At 49.9% G+C, this 19,501-nt stretch carries 10 protein-coding genes and 4 pseudogenes; 1 reads left to right on the forward strand and 13 read right to left on the reverse strand.

Annotated elements, in window-relative coordinates:
- Positions 1–207: 207 nt before the first annotated feature.
- The 6 genes and pseudogenes from KW848_RS30115 to KW848_RS30140 all read right to left on the reverse strand — a co-directional run bounded on the left by KW848_RS30115 (position 208) and on the right by KW848_RS30140 (position 9,250).
- Positions 208–1,845 carry a hypothetical protein gene (locus KW848_RS30115; RefSeq protein WP_218539020.1) on the reverse strand — a complete coding sequence of 546 codons (1,638 nt, stop codon included), beginning with the start codon at positions 1,843–1,845 and terminating at the stop codon, positions 208–210.
- Between the two features lie 679 nt (positions 1,846–2,524).
- A pseudogene (locus KW848_RS30120) lies at positions 2,525–3,030 on the reverse strand (transposase); the annotation flags it as partial.
- Positions 3,031–4,039: 1,009 nt separating this feature from the next.
- Positions 4,040–6,082: pseudogene (locus tag KW848_RS30125) on the reverse strand (type VI secretion system tip protein VgrG); the annotation flags it as partial.
- Between the two features lie 378 nt (positions 6,083–6,460).
- Positions 6,461–6,853, reverse strand: a complete 393-nt coding sequence (locus tag KW848_RS30130) for a YcgJ family protein (protein ID WP_218539022.1) — start codon at positions 6,851–6,853, stop codon at positions 6,461–6,463.
- A gap of 687 nt (positions 6,854–7,540) precedes the next feature.
- A complete protein-coding gene (locus KW848_RS30135) occupies positions 7,541–7,720 on the reverse strand; it encodes a carbon storage regulator (protein WP_218539023.1) in 180 nt (59 codons plus the stop codon).
- 1,218 nt (positions 7,721–8,938) lie between these two features.
- Positions 8,939–9,250 carry an inovirus-type Gp2 protein gene (locus KW848_RS30140; RefSeq protein ID WP_256365331.1) on the reverse strand — a complete coding sequence of 104 codons (312 nt, stop codon included), beginning with the start codon at positions 9,248–9,250 and terminating at the stop codon, positions 8,939–8,941.
- A gap of 437 nt (positions 9,251–9,687) precedes the next feature.
- Here KW848_RS30140 and KW848_RS30145 point away from each other — a divergent pair.
- Positions 9,688–10,370 (forward strand): annotated as a pseudogene (locus KW848_RS30145) (IS5 family transposase); the annotation flags it as partial.
- A 58-nt stretch (positions 10,371–10,428) separates the two neighbouring features.
- Here KW848_RS30145 and KW848_RS30150 read toward each other — a convergent pair.
- The 7 genes and pseudogenes from KW848_RS30150 to KW848_RS30180 all read right to left on the reverse strand — a co-directional run.
- Entirely contained in the window at positions 10,429–13,428 is a 3,000-nt protein-coding gene (locus KW848_RS30150) for an amino acid adenylation domain-containing protein (RefSeq protein ID WP_218539025.1), read from the reverse strand.
- 49 nt (positions 13,429–13,477) lie between these two features.
- Complete coding sequence (locus tag KW848_RS30155; RefSeq protein WP_218539026.1) at positions 13,478–14,854, reverse strand: FAD-binding oxidoreductase; 1,377 nt, start codon at positions 14,852–14,854, stop codon at positions 13,478–13,480.
- A gap of 392 nt (positions 14,855–15,246) precedes the next feature.
- Positions 15,247–16,260: pseudogene (locus tag KW848_RS30160) on the reverse strand (IS630 family transposase).
- Positions 16,261–16,420: 160 nt separating this feature from the next.
- Positions 16,421–16,639 carry a YcgJ family protein gene (locus KW848_RS32640; protein ID WP_218539027.1) on the reverse strand — a complete coding sequence of 73 codons (219 nt, stop codon included), beginning with the start codon at positions 16,637–16,639 and terminating at the stop codon, positions 16,421–16,423.
- A 39-nt stretch (positions 16,640–16,678) separates the two neighbouring features.
- Positions 16,679–16,858 (reverse strand): YcgJ family protein, encoded by a 180-nt coding sequence (locus KW848_RS32645; RefSeq protein WP_218539028.1) that lies wholly within the window; start codon positions 16,856–16,858, stop codon positions 16,679–16,681.
- An 881-nt stretch (positions 16,859–17,739) separates the two neighbouring features.
- Positions 17,740–18,435, reverse strand: coding sequence for an aquaporin Z (aqpZ, locus tag KW848_RS30175; RefSeq protein WP_218539029.1), 696 nt, complete (start codon positions 18,433–18,435; stop codon positions 17,740–17,742).
- Positions 18,436–18,866: 431 nt separating this feature from the next.
- The coding region (locus KW848_RS30180; RefSeq protein WP_218539030.1) for a hypothetical protein at positions 18,867–19,501 on the reverse strand (635 nt) is incomplete at its 5' end.

Here is a 19,501-nt window from a genome sequence, read left to right on the forward strand (position 1 = left end):
GAGTGTGTTTAAATCGACAATAAAAAGTGTAGCAATATCCTATAGAAAAACTTGCGAATATGCAGTCACATCTTACTGGTTAAGAATAACTCCAAAGGCCATAGATTAATTTTGAGACTGCGCATTTCCGCTTCAAACAACCAATTTCGCCCTCTTAAGTGATGTAAAGTGAACCACAGAATTTATTGTAATAATATTCTACAGTCTTTAATCCACAACAGGTATGAGTCGCCATAAATACTGCGGTGCAGTTGAGATCGTGGCTCCTGTATTGACTGAATTCGCGTCAACATAGTAATAGTTTTTAGACGAATTGGAGGTGTTATTCGCCGCTTGGACAAAATAATTATCCTGAGTGGTAATTAATGCAAACTCCCCCTTAACAGACGACCATACTGGCTTTAGATAAAATGACGACATTGCTGGAGTGGACAGGCTGCTGTCGGTGCCATAAATATAGTAATCATCGCCTTTGCGATGCTCGCCTAGATAGGCAATAAGAATCTGACGATCGTTGAACATGCGAACAGCCAAATGCTGCGAATCTATAGCAAACACTTCAAACCTCATATCGTAGTAACGGGTGCTTGAGGATATAGATTTGCACGTCTGCGCTTCATACTGGCCATGATGATTATGTTCATCTTGAAAAAAGAACATCGTCCCCCCATTAGAATTAACAAGGCTACAAGGTTTGTAGTCGTCATAATTGCCATTGGCGCTCATGTGGAAGGGGATGAATGATGACATATTTATCGTCGCTGGCGTTGCGTCGGTAGCAGCCACATAAGTAGGTAATTCGAAATTAGGATAAAATTTCCCGCTATTGCCATGAGCGTCATAAATATATATGGGGACATTTCCGTAATCAGACTCAAAACTATAGCTATCGATGCAAAACCTAAATATGAGCATTGCTCTAATTCCGTGTTCAACATCTTCGCCAATATTAAGACTCACCCCTTGCGCAGCTAACTTCTGAACGCGACAAGGATTAAAAATCATACTGTTTGGCTCCTTATCTGAAAAAATATAAAGATCCGTGCAATATGCATTTCTTCTACGCCGAGCGCTAGGAAAGTTATCGTTGTAGCTGTACGCGTTTGCTCTGATAGTGCTAAACAACTTAACATTTTTGCCATCTAATTTAATTGTAAAATTCATTTGACGCCACCAGTCAACCTGCCTCGGAACAATAGGGGTCCTTGACCACAGGTCAGAACTCCCATTAGGTATTAGCTCCACGCTCTTAGCATCAACTATGAAGCGGTCAGCACTATAAGATATTTTTTCTAACACATTGACTGAAAGAGAGTTTTTTTCTCCGAGCTGGGCGCTGCTATAACAAGCATCCCCATCAGTCGGTTGAATTTTTACGCCGACCCTCATGGGATTAGCTGGTGGCATGCCTTTACATAATAAATACAGAACCACCATCGGTTTAGCTGAAAAGTCCGCAGTCTTCTGGATGTCGGAAGCATCAGCACAAAACTCATTCGCCATGTCTGTACAAGCAAAACCAGCCGTCCACGCTGAATTTTCATCAGGCGATACTTTATCAAGTGTGGGACAAGCCACTCGAGGGAATATACAAGAAACATCAGAATAATTAATTAAGGACACTGCGCTGCGCAGCACATCCTGACCAATTTGACCATTAATATTATTATTATTATTGCCATCCGTAGAAAATACATCAAATGTCACATAGATTTTCAGCATGTGAAGGCCATTTCCATATAGCGACTGAGGTACGATCCCCGCATCCGTCGTAATAGAGATATTGGCTGTTTTTGTCCACTTCGCTGTGTCTGCGATAGAATTAGAGTAAATTTGCTCTTTCATGACATAATCTCCACATTAATCTAATATTATATTTGTTGAAATATTCAACAGAGAACTTAAGTCCAAAGCGAAATAGAGAGCTTGGCCAAGAGGCAAAGATGCCGTTTTCCATGTGATTTCCTATTCGTAGCTATCAGCTTCGGGACACTGAGTCGTGAAGTTTTACTCGGAAGACGCAATGCACTAATCCAGATTATTTCTAGTGATTAGGAAGCGCTCTTCGTAGCGTCTCGTGTACGTAGTCGTGCCGTATCAAAATATAAAGGCATGACCGAATGCCCCCAACCGCCTCATCTATAAAGCTCTGAGCGGCACTGAATACGTTACCAAAAGTAAGACGCGGGATGGTCAAGTGTAGCTTTTTTTGTAACTTGCGGTGATTAGCTATTGCCACATTTCATCATATATTGCGCCATCTAAGGCAATACAAGGACCCTGCATCGTGCTGAGAATCAGTATCGACGCTCAAGATTGATTATTAACCTCTCGATTAGTCTTTCTACTCAATTGCCTTTCCAACTCTTACGGACAACTAGGGATGGTCTGAAGTAGCCGCCTACCTTTCGGCGACTTAGCCATCGGCGATTTCTAATAATGACAGCCGTTACAAATCGGTCAAATCTGCTGACTAATCATGTTTTTTGCTGCTGCGAGTGCCTCAGAGTAGCAGTTTCCCCCTTTACGGACGCACCTCTCCCACGATGCTCAAATGTCGACGTTCCATCCACAGTTTCGACAAGGCGAACAGCGTCACCATTTGAGCAGTGCTCTTCACCAAGCCCCTGAAGCGCACTTTGGTATAACCAAACTGGCTCTTGATTACCCGAAATGGATGCTCAACCTTGCCGCGAACCTGGGCCTTGGCTTTCTCGATCTTGCGTATCGCTTTGTACAATACGCTGCGTTTGCCATGTTTTTTGTAGGTGCTGCGCCGGGCTACAGCCTGCCAGATGACTTTGCGTCCCGCATGTTCTTCGCGTTTCTCGACGCCGGTATAGCCCGCATCAGCGCTGACCACGTTACATCCGCGACGTTGGCCGCAGTTAACACCACGCTGTGAGATTTGGCACCGAAGTAATACTGGTTGCCCTTTTTCTGGTGCATTTCCGGGTCACGCTTGCCGTCCTTGTTCTTTGTCGAACTCGGCGCATGAATGATCGATGCGTCGACCCTCGTGCCTTGGCGATGCAACACGATGACGCACCGTCAACGCCGTCGCCGCCGTAATTGACGTTGCAGGGCTGGGGCTCTGTCGTATTTTTCACACTGTTGCCCCCTCGCTGTTCGTGATAACCCGGCCAGCGTGGGTGCCCCCTGGCTCTATTGCGACGTCGGTTTATTTGCACCAATTACTATCACTATCGATCAAGTGGTAGCGCAGCAATGTAGTTTTTAAACTTTCCTTAGGAGAAGCGCTAATAAGCGCAATGCCTTGAGCATCGGCTATCGCCTTGAGGTCGTCGGGAGTGTCTACACGCTCATGCACAATGATCGCGACCAGACCTGTGAGCGGCAGTTTTTCCCAGTGCAACTGCTCATTGTTCGCGATGGCTTTGTCTTTAACCGTGTCACTAAATGTTCTGTTCCGCCCGCTTTCCGTTTGGTATTGCCACTTATCACGCCCCGTTTCCTTTTTCGCTGGTGCGCCAGGGGCCGCTCCCATGCCGTCCGTGGTGCTCGCGCGCCAAACATGGGCAGGATCTTCCAGAATGTCCGGCCTGATGATTAGCTGAACGTTACCCGCTGATGCCCCTACGCCCATTCCAGTGGCGATCCATTGAGCGGCTCCCTGCTTGCCTACCGCACGGGTGTAAACAGCCAGGGCTCCGCCACCGCGCTCATCAGCGGTTCTACTGTACTTTCCTTCAGGGCCAAGGCGAGTGTATGCACTTCGCAAAAAGCCGCTTTCAATCGTTTTCGCGGCATACGCAACAGCTATTCCATGAACAAGGGCGAGGGTCTTACTTAAGTCCAATGCCTGATCTCGACCTTCCTGTACCTTGAATCCAGGCTTAGGGTTTTGAAGATGCCAGCCGTCTTCAACTTCGTTATATAAGCCGAATTTGTTCGGCGCGGAGACCTTCGCGACTCGTTTAGGAGCGGCAGTCCGCTGATCGGCCAGGCTCGCAGGTTTTGTTATCGGCATCACCGTCACGGCGACATCCGCCTTTTCGGCATCGGCCGGTTTCAACGTACGACAGGCCTCACTGAGCGGGCAGTAGTCAGCTGCGTGCTGTTTGGTGGCGGTCACGATGGGCAGCGGACTGGCGATGATCGTTTGCGGTGCGCTGATCAGTGCTTGTGCGGCCTGAAGCGGTGGGACACCTGCCATGGGCGCTCCCCCCTGGACGATGGGCGTGCTGCTGAAAATACCGCCTGAGTTAATGACGAGGTGCTGACCACCGACCTTAAGCGTCAGGCTGACGTCCGCTTCGATCACCACATTGGTGGCAGTGACGTGAGCCTGTGTGCCCGCCTGCATCACCAGCGAGCCACCCGTCGTGGTGCTGCTGTCGCCGGTAATGCTGATCAGCTCATTGCCGCCGATCACGGTGTTACGCAGCCCTTGGGTGGTGTGCAGTTCGTCGCCCTTTATCAAGCTGGAGCTGTGGTGGTCCACCTGCTCAAAACGGTCATGACTGATCAGGCTGTGACTGTCGCCGATAATCTGCTCGCGGCGGTCGTGTCCGATCCGGGTGTCGCTGTCGTTGAGGATCACCTGTTCGAGGTTACGCTGCGCCCGCAGGTAGATTTTTTCTTGCCCCGTACGGTCTTCAATCGACAGTTCGTTGTAGCCGCCAGTGGCTGGCGAACTGTGGCTGCGCAACACCGTTTTGGTTTTGTTCACTGGCAGGGCGTACGGCACCGGCGTGACCTTGTTCGGCACACACCCGGTAATCAGCGGATGGTCGGGATCACCTTCCAGGTAGGTCACCACCACTTCCATGCCGACGCGCGGAATGGTCACCGCACCAAAGCTGTCCCCGGCCCAGCTGGAGGACACCCGTAGCCAGCAACTGCTCTTGTCGCTGCCCAGTTCGGCGCGGTCCCAATGAAACTCGACCTTGACCCGACCGTACTCATCACAAAAGATTTCCTCGCCGGCAGGCCCGGTGACACAGGCGGTCTGGCTGACCAATTCCTTTTCACGGGTGAGCAGCGGTGGACGGTAGAACACGTCCCAGGGAATCGCGGTGAAGGTGTTACGGTAGCCTTGGGTGAAGCCATCTGCGGGTTTCACCTCGCTGGTGACCGACTCTTCCAGCGCTTGAGGTTGCCTACCTTGGTGATGGACACTGCGCAGCAGCCACAAGGCGTTGCATGCCTGGCGTGGATGCTCGGTCAGGGTAAAGAAGTGGCCGCTGCGCAGGGTCGGCTGATCACTTTGCCCCTCGGCCACCCGATAGTCGGTGCGATGGCGCTCCAAGGCCTGTCGGGCGAGTTGTTTGCCGTGCTTTTCATTGTTGATCGGCGCCGGGTAACGGTAGTCCTCGAGCGCGGGGCTGAACTCGGCGGTGAACTGACCTTCCACCAGCAGACTTGGGCGGTTGAAGTCATAAGCCCGACGGGTCGCCGTGCTGGTCCGCGTGCTGAATCGCTGGGAGAACTGGCTAATGACCGGGTGGTCCGCTGTCATACCACTGCCCTGTTGATAGGGCGTGTCCTCCAGCGTGGGGAAGTAGGTCTGATCATCGGTGAACACCAACAGATGGCCGTCCCGGCTGTGTTGATGGTGCCAGGCAATCCCGTCCTCGCTGCACAACCTTTGGACCAGTTCGAAATCCGATTCCCCGTATTGAGTGCAGTATTCACGCTCAGGGCTGGTGCTGACATGAAAGGTATAAGCATCGGCCTGGATACCGTGGCCCTTGAGCACCTGAGCGATGATTTGCGGCACGGTTAGATTCTGGAAGATCCGTTGGTTGTCGCTGAACTGCAAATAGTGCAACGCGGGGACCAAGGTCAGCTGATAACGGGTCAGGCGCTTACCCGCTTCGCCCACAAACACCTCTTCGATATGCCCATGAATGCCTTCGCCATTGAGGCCAAACTGGAGAAACGCGGGCTGGCTGAGCAGACTTTCCAGATCGAAGTCCGGGTTTTCGCTGACCAGCTCAATACGCATCGCGTACAAGCTACTGATGGTCTCAAGGCCCTCAAAGGCCAGCACCTTGAAGTCGTGACGAACCGAGGGGATCAGTAATGTGAAATGCGCAGTATTGGCTGGGGCGAACATACGCTTATCCTTAAGCAGAAAGAGGTGAGCAGGGGATAGAAGAAAACCGTCAAACCCGGTTTAGCCCGCGAAGCGAAAACGTCCGTCATCGGGACCTGAAGCATTGAAGTGCGAGTACTAATGCAGGTAAGGCACATCCAGTGCCGAACAGCTGCGTGCTCTTCTTGGGGCGGCAAAGTATCGGAAATCATGTACAATCGTCCAATGCATACTTTAGCAGTGATTAACGTGTTGGACGACTTAATTGATCTGAGGCGAATTCGCCACCTGGTCATACTGGCTGACGAACTTCACTTTCACGCACGGCGAACCAAACTGACCTTTGAGATTGCAGGCCATATTTCCAACCAGCCGGACACTTGAGTGACTGCACATCGCTTAAGGCACCCCGCCAAATATATTAAACGACAATTCAGCTACCTCACGCCTACTTTTCTGGGGGTTTAAGCGGCCTGCATAACACTGCTTCTCTCTAGAGCTACAATATATTCCATTGCTAAAGTAGTACGACTCCTTATTTAAATCGGTACCATCTCCCATCTTATTTGCAAGTGTTACAATCGCTGTAAAATCCAAGTAAGCTTCTGTCAGCGCAGGTGAAATACCTTTTGCATCGACACAGAAACTTGACTTTCTATCGCATACAACCCCAGGAGTTGGCGAGAAAATCACTGCCTGACTAAAAACGCGTGTCGTGTCAGCAAACACCAGCGTTGATCCCGCGAGCGCGACCAGAGTTATGGATACGAAACTAATTAAAAACGTCTTCATTTAGGTGGCTTCGACTCTGAAATAAGAATTTAAAAGCTATTGGAAAGCAAGCTGACCTAGTTTTTATAAAACACCAAACGAACAGTGCTATTGAATCACAGGGCTTCATACTAGCCCTCAACGGACCTATATCGCTTACTGCCTTAGTACCAGAAGCGACTCGATAACAGCGGTAAAGCGCTTCAGTTTTTTATTAACCCAACCAGTCTGACAATTTGCCAATCAGGACGCCGTTCATCGGTATGCAGCATCTCAAGCGAACGGCATGTTGAGTCGTCAACAATATTTCTATCCGACGTTAAAAACGTCTGGGATTGTGCAGCAACACCCGCCTCGACCACGACGAGTGGAGTACGAATACACCCCTTTTTAATTGGCAAATTATCTGAATAAGGTCCACAGTCGCCCAATGCAAAGTTGAGCAGTGATTAATGCGCTGCACAATTAATTAAATTAACGCACCGAAGCCTAACACTGTTACGGGGTTATTCAGGCGACCCCTCCAGCGCATTGATCGTGTCGATTTTCGCTTCAATAACGTGCCTTGGTGGATGAGGTTGATAAAGGTTGCCTCTCCTCGCGCCCGATCTTCTTTATTCCACTTGGGGCTAGCGTCAATCAAACGGCTAATGCCCTCAACAAGAAAGTGCCGGTCTTGTCGTAGTTCATCAATGACACTCTGCGTCATTAGAGTTGTTCCAGTTTTTTAGCCTGAATGCGTTGATAAATCTCTTCGCGGTGGACAGCCACCAATTCAGGTGCCTCTATTCCGACGCGGACTTGCTTGCCGCAATCGATCGCCACGGTGACTCTGATGTCGTTGTTGATGCGGATGGTTTCGCCTAGCTGCAGGTCGAGAATCAACATGGTTCTGCTCATTTGCTAAGACCGAATCCAGCAATAGTTAGCACAACAGCGCATTTAAATAGATTAGATTAAACTACGAGAAAGACACCCCGCGATGTCTCATATATTTAATTCATTGTCTCAAGGCGTCTCTCAACATCGTTTGCTCAACAACCGAGTTGACCGCCGGCATCGTTTTATGCAACCTGAACAATGGGTAGATTGGTAGTTTTGACCTGCTAATACAATAACGCGAAAGGATGCACAGCAAGGACGATGAACTCGAACAACGCGCTGCCGATTACGTCAGCAGCGTACTGGGCGTTAACGGCGAACGTATCGACTCGGTGCTGGGTGGGTATCACCTTGGCAATGGCTACCGCTTATATAGCCCAGCGCTAAGGCGCTTTACCTCGCCGGACAACATGAGTCCGCAAGGCAATTCGCGGTGGCGAAGAAGCCGCGAACATAGCCAAATACGGGGAGCCGTATCCCTCTCAAGCAGAACACGGTCGTGCAAATTTTAAACTTTTCAGACCTGACACCAAAACACTGGAGAGCCTAGGAAAAACAAAAAGTAAAACTAGTCTAGCTAATCTGATGAACAATGTTGGGGGTATACTGATAATTTCAACGGAACGGGCGAGCCTGGCTTAGTTGTCCATGGCAACATCGGAGCGTTCTTGTATGTCAACGAATTTGGGATGGTAGAAAGTAATAATACAATTGTGGCATTAAAAACTCTGGAAAAATTTACGGACTAAAACTATTTCAAAAAAAACCGATACGCCACTACACATTCTAGCCTGCCACACTTCCTTCCCGGCACTTGGCGCTAAACTTGCCACTGTGTTGGGGAGGCCGGTCGTTCTTTACGGAACCAATGATGAGGCGTTGGTGTCGTCGATAAGGTCAGTGCTAACCGGTCTTCACTTTCAGATAAAAGGTGACGGCAACGATTCAACTACTCTAGTAAAAGACATGATGCACGATGCTGTTCAGCGGGCATATTATCCATAATTCTACATGCATATATCCCAATCCGTAATCAAGACCCGCCACAGCGATGTACGCGGCGCTTTTCAAGGTGGGTATAATAGACGAGCTGTCTACTAGGCTTTAATACCGACTGTCGCCAGATCCATGTTGACCATCAACATAGTGTTTAGTCACAGCTTTGCACAAGTAGCTCGACCGACGAAATAACTCGTCGTGACCGAAGTAATCCTGCCGAATCAGTCAATACAATGCAGTGGTAATGAGCAGACCTTCCGGCCCAATCTCGTCCACCCAGAAGAGCCTGACAGCTGTCATGGGCGATCGACTCAATCTACTAGTACCCTGACGATCGTGATTGATCTGCGCCTCCAGCGAGGCCCTGAAGCGCGGTATGACCCTATTGGTCCTAGCATCGCCAGGTAGGTCCTGGCTATGAGGCAATCTCAAGTTAAACCTGAAGGCAAATACACGGGCATAGTCATTCAAAGCGTATTGCAGCGCCTGGTACAACTTCTCCAAGTACTGCTCAACTAAGGGGCCTTTGTCCACCATGAGTGGGTAGCCATCGTAGGTCTCGTCATGTCAGCGTAGGTTCGTGTTACCAGGGAGTCGTTTTAACTTGAGAGGAACAGTCATGGCGGTATGTCCTGTGAATTAGGTCATACCTCAAGCTGGTTATGATGGTTTTAACTGAAGGGTTATTCCAGGAGTCCTCTCTCGGCAGGCTCGTATCTGAAGATGACTGACATCGATTGCTTGATTGGTTATATAGATTTGGTTTCGCACCTCTGTAGACAGCCCTTTATGCCTCTGGAGTCCGGCGCATCACAGAAGCATTGGTACCTCACTTCTAGCCCGCAGCAACATGAGAGGCACGCTATCTGTGGGTATAAGGCTAGGCTCTGTACGAAATCATCTGAAACTCATTTGAGTCCAGTATGCGTCGGGAGTTAGTAAAGTTCGCCCCCATTCAAAGGCAGGAGCCCACGATGGCCAAACGGTATGAACTCCCAACACAGCCTTGGATTTGGTTAGGGGCATCTTCAGTGAACCCCGCCGTAACGGACGCCTACGGGCAGATGATCGGCTGATGCTCAACGTCGTGCTCTGGGTGCTCGGTTCGGGCTCGGTCTGGCGCGACATTTCCGAGCGTTTCGGTCTATGGTCAACGGTGTATCAGCGCTTTCGTGACTGGCGCAATCGCGGAACATTCGACCAGATGGTCAAGCAGCTTCCCATCAAGCTGAACGAGCAAGGGTTAATTGAGCTAGAGATCTGGATGATTGACTCCACTGCGGTACGCGCACCCTGGGCCTCTTCTGGCGCTGGGGAAAAAAGGGGGCCTGAAGAACCGCAAGACCATACGCTCGGGCGAAGCCGGGGCGGCCTGAGGATGAAGATCCGCATGCTGTGCGATGCCAATGGCGTACCGCTGAACTTTCTACTGCCAGGCGAGCAAACCAGTAACATCATCTATGCGCAACCGCCGCTGGATAACGCTTACATTCAGAGTTTGCGCGGCCTCCTACGCAAGCGCTGTCGTTGGTTGCTGGCCGATAAGGCCTATGACGCAGGAACGTTGCGGCGTTACTGCGACTGCTATCGGATGCAGTCGGTCATCCCGCTATGCACGATGAAGCGCAAACCCAAAAGGAGGTTGCCGAGATTTTTCGGTATCGAAGTCATCGCCCAGTTGCTGAACGATGCTCCGAAGCACTGTAGTTTTAGGCTTATCCGGCAGGAAATACACCAATCGAGTGTCTAAGGTAGTGAGCTAGCTCTTTGGCATCAAATTCAGGCTGTAGAATATCGCTGCCTTCAAGGAAGTTCTGTGTATTGTCGTGTTTCCAGTCGTAGGTATGTTGGTAAAGTTCAAGAATGCACTTCCCTTCATACATGGGATCCTTGAATAAATTCAGCACTGGGTAAAGAGGTGCGCTGTCGTCGTTTTCCCAGAGGTCACGCCATTCGTGAAATGGCAAGATTTGGAACTTGTATCCAAAGTGCTCTGCAAGTCGCATAAAAAAACCCTTAAGAGAGACATTTCTATCACCTGAATGGATCAGGTTGAATTTTTTTCCCAGCGCCAACGAATTTTTTGAAATGTGGGACACAGCTTTACTCATGTAATCTACCGTGCTAAGCCCCTCACGTAACTCCTCAAGGTCTGGTATCGCACCCAGCTCAATGCAAGTTTTTACCAATCGCCCCCACCACTGATAACTGGCGCTTATTCCTGTTTTGGCGTGATACGTCGCATACCCAAGACGGAAAGTCATCAATGGCATTCCTCTTGACTCGGCTTGGTCGGCAATCGTTTCCATTGCCCATTTGCTCTTAACGTAGCCGATATCGGCGCAAATCGCTGGAAGGTTCTGATCGATATCATCGTCCTCCCGCATTAACTTCTTACCTGTGATCCAATAACCCCAGCTATAGACGGAAATGGTAGATAGCAGCATCATTGCTTTTATCCGACCGGCAGCGGCGAAGCGGATGAGATTAATCAATCCGTCTACATTGTCCTGTTTCATCGATGAGTAGGGTTTGATAAAGTTTACTGCACTGGCCGAATGATGGATGACATCAATTTTCAAACTCAGTGCATCATAATCAGCCGGTATCAAACCGAGCCACGGTTCAGAGATATCCCCTATATATAATCTGATTCTGGCTTTCTGTGATGCGGAAAGGCTAACCATGTATTGAGTGAGCTTCTCAGCGAGCCGAAGGTCTGCTTGATTCGCATCCTCCGCTCGTACGATACAGTGAACAACAGCTTCGGTTCGCTCTAGCAATTCGGCAAGCAGATGGATCCCAACGAAACCTGTCACACCCGTCAGTAATAGATGCTCGGCATTCTCCAATCGTCGATTGTCGAAAGCTCCTGAGAAAATAATATCTTCGGGGAGGGTCGCATCATTACGTAATGTTTCAGGGGAGGTATGATCTGATATCTCGTCTGAAGATTGCAGACGACGTTTGATTTCAGTTGCGAGCGTCGTGACAGATGGGTGATTGTACAGATCGGTGATACGCAGTGGAAGCTTGAAATGCTTGGACAGGTGGACCACTACCTGTGCAGCGAGCAGAGAATGACCGCCGATATCAAAGAAACTGCCTGTATCGTCAAAATCTGTGTGCCCCAGTGTCTTCGCGAAAACCTCAAAAATAGAACGTTCTAAAACATCGGCTATCGCTGAGTAATCATGAAGTGGGACAGAGGCTTTATGTTGTTCAAATAGAGATCGTAGCGAGGCTTTATCGGTTTTCCCGTTCACGTTTTCGGGAAACGTGTCAACGACCAGGTACTTACCGGGCATCATATAATCTGGAAGAAACGACCCAATACCCTCGCGAATATTCGGGATAATTTCATTGGCCAATATAGCCACGTTATCTGGAATGATGAATGCTACAATCTCCTTGTCACCACTTACCACGGGCGATGTTGCAATGACGCTAACCTTTCTTACACCTAATTGACGAGCTATCACCGTTTCGATTTCGATCAATTCGACGAGATGGCCTCTTATTTTGACTTGTTCATCTGTACGCCCCAGGAACTGGACTGAACCGTCTGGTAGCCATTTCCCAAGATCTCCTGTTCGATAGATGCGGGCATCTTGTAGAAAGGGGTGGGTAAGAAACTTCTCGTGAGTCTGGCGCTCATTGTGAAGATACCCCCGAGCAAGACAGGGGCCGGAAATACAAATCTCGCCGATTTGCCCCTTTGGTGGTTCCCGAAGTTGCTCATCGAGGATCCAAAGTTGCGTATCGCAAACAGGCTTTCCGATCGAGGGTGGCAGGCCGAGACTTGAACTTGAAACTGGATGATAGCTCGCCCAGATGGTGGCTTCTGTCGGCCCGTAATAATCGATTAGTTGATAGTGAATATGATCAGTGTCGATAGGATTTAATTTTTCACCGCCCGTAAAGAGGTACTTAAGCGACTTTGGCCCTGGGCGACTGGCAGCAATCAGATCGTGAGCCATCACCGTTGGCACAAAAGCGTGCGTAATCTCTGATCTATCAAGCATTTTAATCAATAAATCAACGTCGCGTCTTGTTTCGTCATCCGGCATGTAGAGCGTACCGCCTGCCGAAAGCGGTGACCAAATTTCCCAGTGGGCAACATCAAACCCGAGAGCAGCCATCAAAGTAGAACGAGTAGACTGGTCAATGCTGAACTGTTTGTTATGCCAGATGACGAAAGCTTCGACGGAATAGTGCTCAACGATCACACCTTTAGGAACACCCGTGGTACCGGAGGTAAAAATTACATATATGGCATCGCTAGTCAGTGGACGGTGTGTTATTTTTTTTTTGTTTCCTTGGCGTAACGAGGCTACGCTCACTGCGCGCCGGTCTAATTTTTTTCTGTCGAACAGCTTGGGGGGGATGGTCGTTAACGTCAGGGGGGCTTGGGTCTGTTCAATTATGTAGGACTTACGTTTTTCTGGATATCCATGGTCGATAGGCGAGTACGCCGCACCTGTTTTCATGATGCCCAATAGACCCACGATAAAGTCTACTGTTCGTGTAGCCTCGATAGGTACAATCCTCCCGGGGCCAATATTATGATTGTGCAGGAAGGTTGCGACAGCATCGCTGTATTGCGCTAATTCCCCATATGTGAGCTTTTCATGCGTCGTGACAACAGCCATCGCATCGGGAGTTAAGTTACACCAGCGCTCAACGTGATCAAGTAAAGTCGTTGAAGTATTCATATATTCCTTGCATATATGCATGTGCGAGTTTATAAAATAAATTCAGTCTTCAGGGTTTTTCAAGATATACGTCATGAAAAATATTGTCGGGATCGTACAAACATTTTAGTTCGCGCAATCGTCGCCATCCGTGTTCAGAAAAGCATCGTTTAACTTCTGATGATCGCGCTTCCAAGTCAAATTCGTTTATGTAGCAATTTGAAGAAATCGCTTGCAGTTCGTTATACAGCGAAATCAACCATTGGCGATTAACATCATCATCCTTTGCTTCACTCCAGCGTGCGTAAGTTGAAAAGTAAAACATGCCCGTCGCAGAAAATGCTGCATCGGGTAGTTCCGGTGTACCTCTCCAGATGAATAACGGTAAGCTTTGAGGTGATGGCTGGCGGGATAAATGAGAGGCTAGGATACGAACGGCATCTTCTGGACGGTCAGTAAGAATGTTGTCGGTGCGGTAGCGGCCGATTGCGAAAGTATCGTCGCCCTGGCGGTGTATGGCCTCAAAACTAGTAGCTTGCTCAGGGCTCGCACTTTCCTCAAGGCGTCCGATTACAGATTCATGTAGAGCCGAAGCATGGGCAGGGTTATCCGCAAATGCAATTGTATTCAGTATTACCTCACGGCCGTAGTCGGCATCCGAGTGAAGATGATCCGTTGGTACAACAGCTAGCATGAGTTGTAATTTTCTATCCGGGTTGATCCTTTCGATTTCCGAAAGCACGCTGCTAAGCCGGCTGAAAGGCAGGCGAAGCGACCGAGTTGTGATTTCAGCGGGCAATAACATACACGTCAGGTGAAACCGCACAACTACGAAGAAGAGTCCGGGGCCACCGCCGCGAGCAGCCCAAAACAGATCTTCGTTCTCGTCGGAATTCACATGCTTCAGCTCACCATCTGCAGTCACAACATCAAGTGCAATTATATTAAAGGCACTCATCGGTCCCCAGGTACCGAAATTAATCCCCAGCCCGCCGCCAAGCAGAAAACCACCAACCCCAACGTTACCGGCATGTCCAGTGGGAAAGCCGAAGCCGAACTGTGCCAATTCCTGACTCAGTTCATAACTAGTCACGCCGGGGCCCGACACTAGCTGAAGGGTTTTTTGGTCAAACTCGAGCTGTCGTAGCTGCGAGACGTCCAGTAAGATGCCACCTTCGCGCAGAAATGCCCCAGAGAAACTATGACCGCCGCTACGCACGCAGACGGCCAAGCCCATACGACGTGCAAAACGGACCGTCACGACGACATCGTACTCTGACGAGGCCTTGACGATAAAGTCCGGAAATCGCAAGAACTCTCGCCCATTCCAGTGCGACTGCCGATGCCACTTACCATATTGAGCTTGTGATCGGCTGCTACACGCCTCACCAGCAAGCTCTCTGGTGAAATCCGAAAATTCTTTCTCTATGACGTCCCTGTCAATCATTTACATGATCTCACTTTAATAATGGGTTTTTTGATACAACAATGACCGCGAGACTAGTAACTTAATTATTAGACACCGCCGAATGTTCAGGCTTGAGCTCTGAAACAATGAAGCTCATGCTGCAAGGAAATAAATATCAATTTATTTCATGAGGCGCAGCCTAAAGCTCAGCCTAAAATAACAGTCATTAAATGGGCAGTTAGCAAAACTAAACCTAACTAAATCCGATCAAAGGCTAGTCGAAAAAAGACGCTTGTCAAATAAATATGTATTAGAGAATACCCTCATCTATTCCACTCGCCGGGTTTTCCTGATACAGCAAATGCCCTCAGCCGATGTTGAGTTCGCCGACAAATTCAAGCAAGCCTCTAGTGTGCTGTTTTGAAAATAACTTACCCGGTCGACTGTGAGGCCATTGCCTCACGGGCTCGCTGTATCTTGTTCAAAATATCCTCCCCCTTGGCGTTCCAGACGTAACGAGTCTGCTGCGCATTTCGCAGTGCCAGGAACGTGGTAATCGAGCTTTCCAATTCACGAACCGAGATGAAGCTGCCGTCACGCAGGCACACCGTGATGTCGCGAAAGAAGCGTTCAACCATGTTCATCCATCAACTGGAGGGCGGGGTGAAATGCATGTGGAAGCGTTTGTGCTTCTCAATCCACGCCTTCACTTTGGGATGTTTGTGCGTGGCGTAGTTGTCGACGATCAAATGGAACTGAAGATGCGTGGGCATTTCGCGATTCATCTTCTTGAGAAACTCCAGCGCAGTGAACAAGGTGACGGTGCCATTATAATCATGCGATTGCGTGCGGATGACCGATCCCCAAAGGCAGTTCTGGCTGGGTGCGCTTCAGGGCTTGAACCTGGCTTTTTTCATCGCAGCAAAGCACCTACGCCTTGTCTGACGGGTCGAAATACAAGCCAATGACGTCCCAAAACTTCACTTCGAAATGTAGATCATTGGGCAGTTTGAAGGTGCGTGTCAGGTTTGGTTTCAGGTCATTGGGGCCCACAGCCTGTGCACGCTGGCGGCCTAGATCCCGGCGACTCGCGCCATGCTCCGACAGCTCCATCGAGGCTTGCCGATTCTTGTAACCTGTTCGAGGACACGACACACGACGTCAGTTGGCAAGGATGTTTTGCGCCCACGCCCCGGCTTGTCGAGCAAGCCGTCCAATCGCAGCGTTTGAAAACGCTGGCACCAACAGGTGATCGTTGGGAGGGAGAAACCGGTCAAACGCGCGATTTCTTTCCGCGAACAACCTTGAGCTGCCAGCAGGATCACTCGGGCGCGACGGCCGTCGCGCTGGCTGATGGTGGCTAAGCATACTCGACGGCTGAGTACGGCTTGTTCTTCTGGGCTGAGAACAACTCTTGAGCGTTCACGTGCGTGCCCCCCGAGCACTGAATGACAGAGAAAGTGTAGCCTAGGTCGCAGAAAAATTATTTAGAGAACAGCACACTAGACAGTTATTCCTGATCGAGGTGGATCGGGTGGTGTCTTGGAAGGAGTTGATCAATTTAACCGAGCGGCACTACCTGGTGGGTGATGGTGGCCGTTCGTCCTAGCAGGGATCCCGATAAGCAAATAGCTCACATCTTCGGCGCCCTGCAGTTCTAACACCAGAACGTCGCTCTGTGATTAATTGATCAAACAGAAGCTGGGTGTATTTCTTCGACACTGCTTCACAAAGCTTACCGTCCACACCGTAATATCGATCTTCTCGACACAATCGCTCCTTTACATCGCAAAATATTCCATTGACGAAGGTAAATTCGCTCAAATTGAAATCGCTCCACGAGAACAGCTTGACCGCAACTTTTCAGCCGAGATTGTTCTCGGTGAGTTCTCGGGACACACCTTCATCGCTTGCACATAAATAATTGTCGCAGAGTACTCCTGATTGAGGAGTCCTAAGTGCAGCCCGCTCTCCGGCATTCACGGGGAGCGCCGCCCCCATAAGCAGCCGGGTCATAAAAGACGAAAGGTATAGCTTATTCATAATTTCTCCTGGAAGAAGGCTTCTGTTGCGATATCGCCATAAGGTTAACTGTAGTAGTTAATGGCTTTAATCAAGCCGGCCATGGAGAAAATCTAGGCCGCCATCAAAACACATTTACCCACCCATTGCGCCAGGGTCGAACGGGCGATGCAATCACCCAGGCTGGCCGCACAGCAGTCCGTCGTTATGAAGAATGTCAAAAAGTGCGTGGGACTTGGAAGCGACCTTGCACAGGCAGCTGTGACGGCTGAAGAGTTCGGATAACTATTCGCGCCCAAAACACCTGGCGGTCATCTCAAATTACTCAGCATCCAACTTTTGTCGAGCGATGGGCTGATTAGTCACCCAGGAACTTTTCTTTGCCTGACCTTTACGCAAGCAACGAGCCCCCACAGGCTTTAGCCGCAAATACTGAATGTCTTTGCCTAGGTAGCGCATCACGTAATGGATCGTCGGCCGAATATCGAGATCATCGCGCCGGATAACACCGATACCAAGCTCATCACCGTAGCCGTCTTTGTCATCATTACAGCTGGGGCAATACCCCTGACCACGGGTAATCTGCTCCCATAACGGTCGTCAGACAGACCTACCATCTGCTGCATGTGGTCAAAGTACTTTGAGAGCCTGGTCGGCTCAATCCGCTCATTACCTGAACGCGGCAGTCAGAATGCTGGGATTGCGTGTCCAGAAATAGAAAACCCCGCACTGGGCGGGGTCGACCTGCATCAGGGATACAGGGGCTGTACGTCATCCGGAGATCAGCCCGGATGGCCTGTCGCGGGAACAGAACTTCATTGAAGCGAGTAGGTAGTCCGGCATTGGGCACCAGTAGTGCTTACCGCCTTTACCCACTATCCACAGATCAGAGAACTGGATGCTTACTTACGATCATCAGCCAACAAATAGCGATGAATCAAGCCGCCAGCCGCACCGCCAAGCAGAGGAACAACCCAGAACACCCACAGCTGCGACAAAGCCCAGCCTCCCTGGAAAATGGCGACCCCGGTACTCCGGGCCGGATTTACCGATGTATTGGTCACAGGAATGCTGATCAGGTGAATCAAGGTCAGCGCAAGACCGATGGCCAACGGTGCAAAGCCTACTGGAGCCTTTTTATCGGTTACCCCAAGGATGACGAGCAAGAAAAAGGCCGTCAGAACAAACTCTGTAACAACAGCCGACAGAAACGAATAACCACCAGGAGAATGCTCGCCGTATCCATTGGTAGCAAACCCGGCAGTAACATCAAATCCAGCCTTGCCACTAGCAATCAGGTACAAGACACCACCGGCAGCGATAGCTCCGGCAACCTGAGTCACAATGTAAGGCACAACATCCTTGGCGTCGAATCTCCCACCAGCCACAAGACCAATGGTGACAGCTGGATTGAAGTGACCACCTGAAATATGACCAACAGCATAAGCCATGGTCAACACTGTCAAGCCAAACGCCAACGCAACTCCTGCGAAGCCAATGCCAAGCTCCGGGAACGCTGCTGAAAGAACGGCACTGCCACACCCGCCTAACACGAGCCAGAATGTGCCGAAAAACTCGGCGAACAAACGCTTACTCATCATAAATATCCTTAAATAGAATTGTAAGAAAAAAAAGACTGGCATCCACTTTCAACTCATGAGTGATTCTCTATGAGAAATTTTAGTCGACCGCTTAGTCATAACTAAAACCATCCATTCGCGCTCACAGAGCAAGGAGTCGGGGCTTTCGCCTTGATCAGCGAGCGAACCCTGGCTATCTGTCTCAAAGCCGCCTCTACACCGGTTGCTCCACAGCCATGCTGACCATCGCCGAAGTGTTTACTCGCGGCTTTGCCCAAGTAGCTAGACCCACGAATGAACTCGTCGTGACCGAGGTAATCCTGTCGAGTCAGGTAACGGGGTATTAGTGACCGGTTTGATAGGGGCAATCCATGGAGTTCCCGTGCTGCTTTCCATAATATCACCGTTTTTAGATCGCTCCACGGTGACTACTTCTGACATGGCTCAGATCAAGTGAAATTTACCATAAATGTTTTTCCTCCCATCCACTGAACATTGGCTCGCTTCCCTGGGCGAATGGTGAATTTTGATGAAATATTCGAGTCGTGCGGACAAGAGATGACTTCTGTGCCTATCCCTGTAAACATCACATCGAATAACTGGTTATTACTCTGGTTAATGAAGTAAATCCGAGCTCCGGGCCGCAGGTACTTCATCGAATCGAAATCGCTAGGCAAAAAGAGTTGGCTTTCCGCATCCCCGTAAATGGCGACGTATGTATCCCCATCCTGTAAATCCTCAGGCCCAGCCAAAAGCCGCCACACGAATCCTGGATCGGCTGTATCGGAATACCATGATTGGTGGTTCAATTCGGCGAAAATCGAATTTCGCCACGCCGGTTGTTGACGTACCCAGTCCGCAGTCACCAGCTCCCGGTCGGCAGGTGGGTACTTCGTTTGATCCTTGGTAATTGTAACGGCGCCATCGACCTCTGGATTCAACTTCGGCAAGTACGCACCCTTAAGGCCAAGCGGCGTAACTGCCGCTAAATTATCATCGCCCGACCTGACTGCTTCCGGGGTCGCCAACTGCACCCCTCCGATACTATACGTGGTCGCATATTTGAGACAAAGCGAACCACCGT

It is taken from the genome of Pseudomonas sp. PDM25 (genome assembly GCF_019219045.1).
GTDB lineage: Bacteria > Pseudomonadota > Gammaproteobacteria > Pseudomonadales > Pseudomonadaceae > Aquipseudomonas.

Coding starts and splice junctions, on each gene's coding strand:
- KW848_RS30115 (WP_218539020.1), bottom strand. CDS start 1,845: ATGAAAGAGCAAATTTACTCTAATTCTATCGCAGACACAGCGAAGTGG.
- KW848_RS30140 (WP_256365331.1), bottom strand. CDS start 9,250: ATGGTGGACAAAGGCCCCTTAGTTGAGCAGTACTTGGAGAAGTTGTAC.
- KW848_RS30150 (WP_218539025.1), bottom strand. CDS start 13,428: ATGAATACTTCAACGACTTTACTTGATCACGTTGAGCGCTGGTGTAAC.
- KW848_RS30130 (WP_218539022.1), bottom strand. CDS start 6,853: ATGAAGACGTTTTTAATTAGTTTCGTATCCATAACTCTGGTCGCGCTC.
- KW848_RS32645 (WP_218539028.1), bottom strand. CDS start 16,858: ATGAATAAGCTATACCTTTCGTCTTTTATGACCCGGCTGCTTATGGGG.
- aqpZ (WP_218539029.1), bottom strand. CDS start 18,435: ATGAGTAAGCGTTTGTTCGCCGAGTTTTTCGGCACATTCTGGCTCGTG.
- KW848_RS30155 (WP_218539026.1), bottom strand. CDS start 14,854: ATGATTGACAGGGACGTCATAGAGAAAGAATTTTCGGATTTCACCAGA.
- KW848_RS30135 (WP_218539023.1), bottom strand. CDS start 7,720: ATGTTGATTCTCGACCTGCAGCTAGGCGAAACCATCCGCATCAACAAC.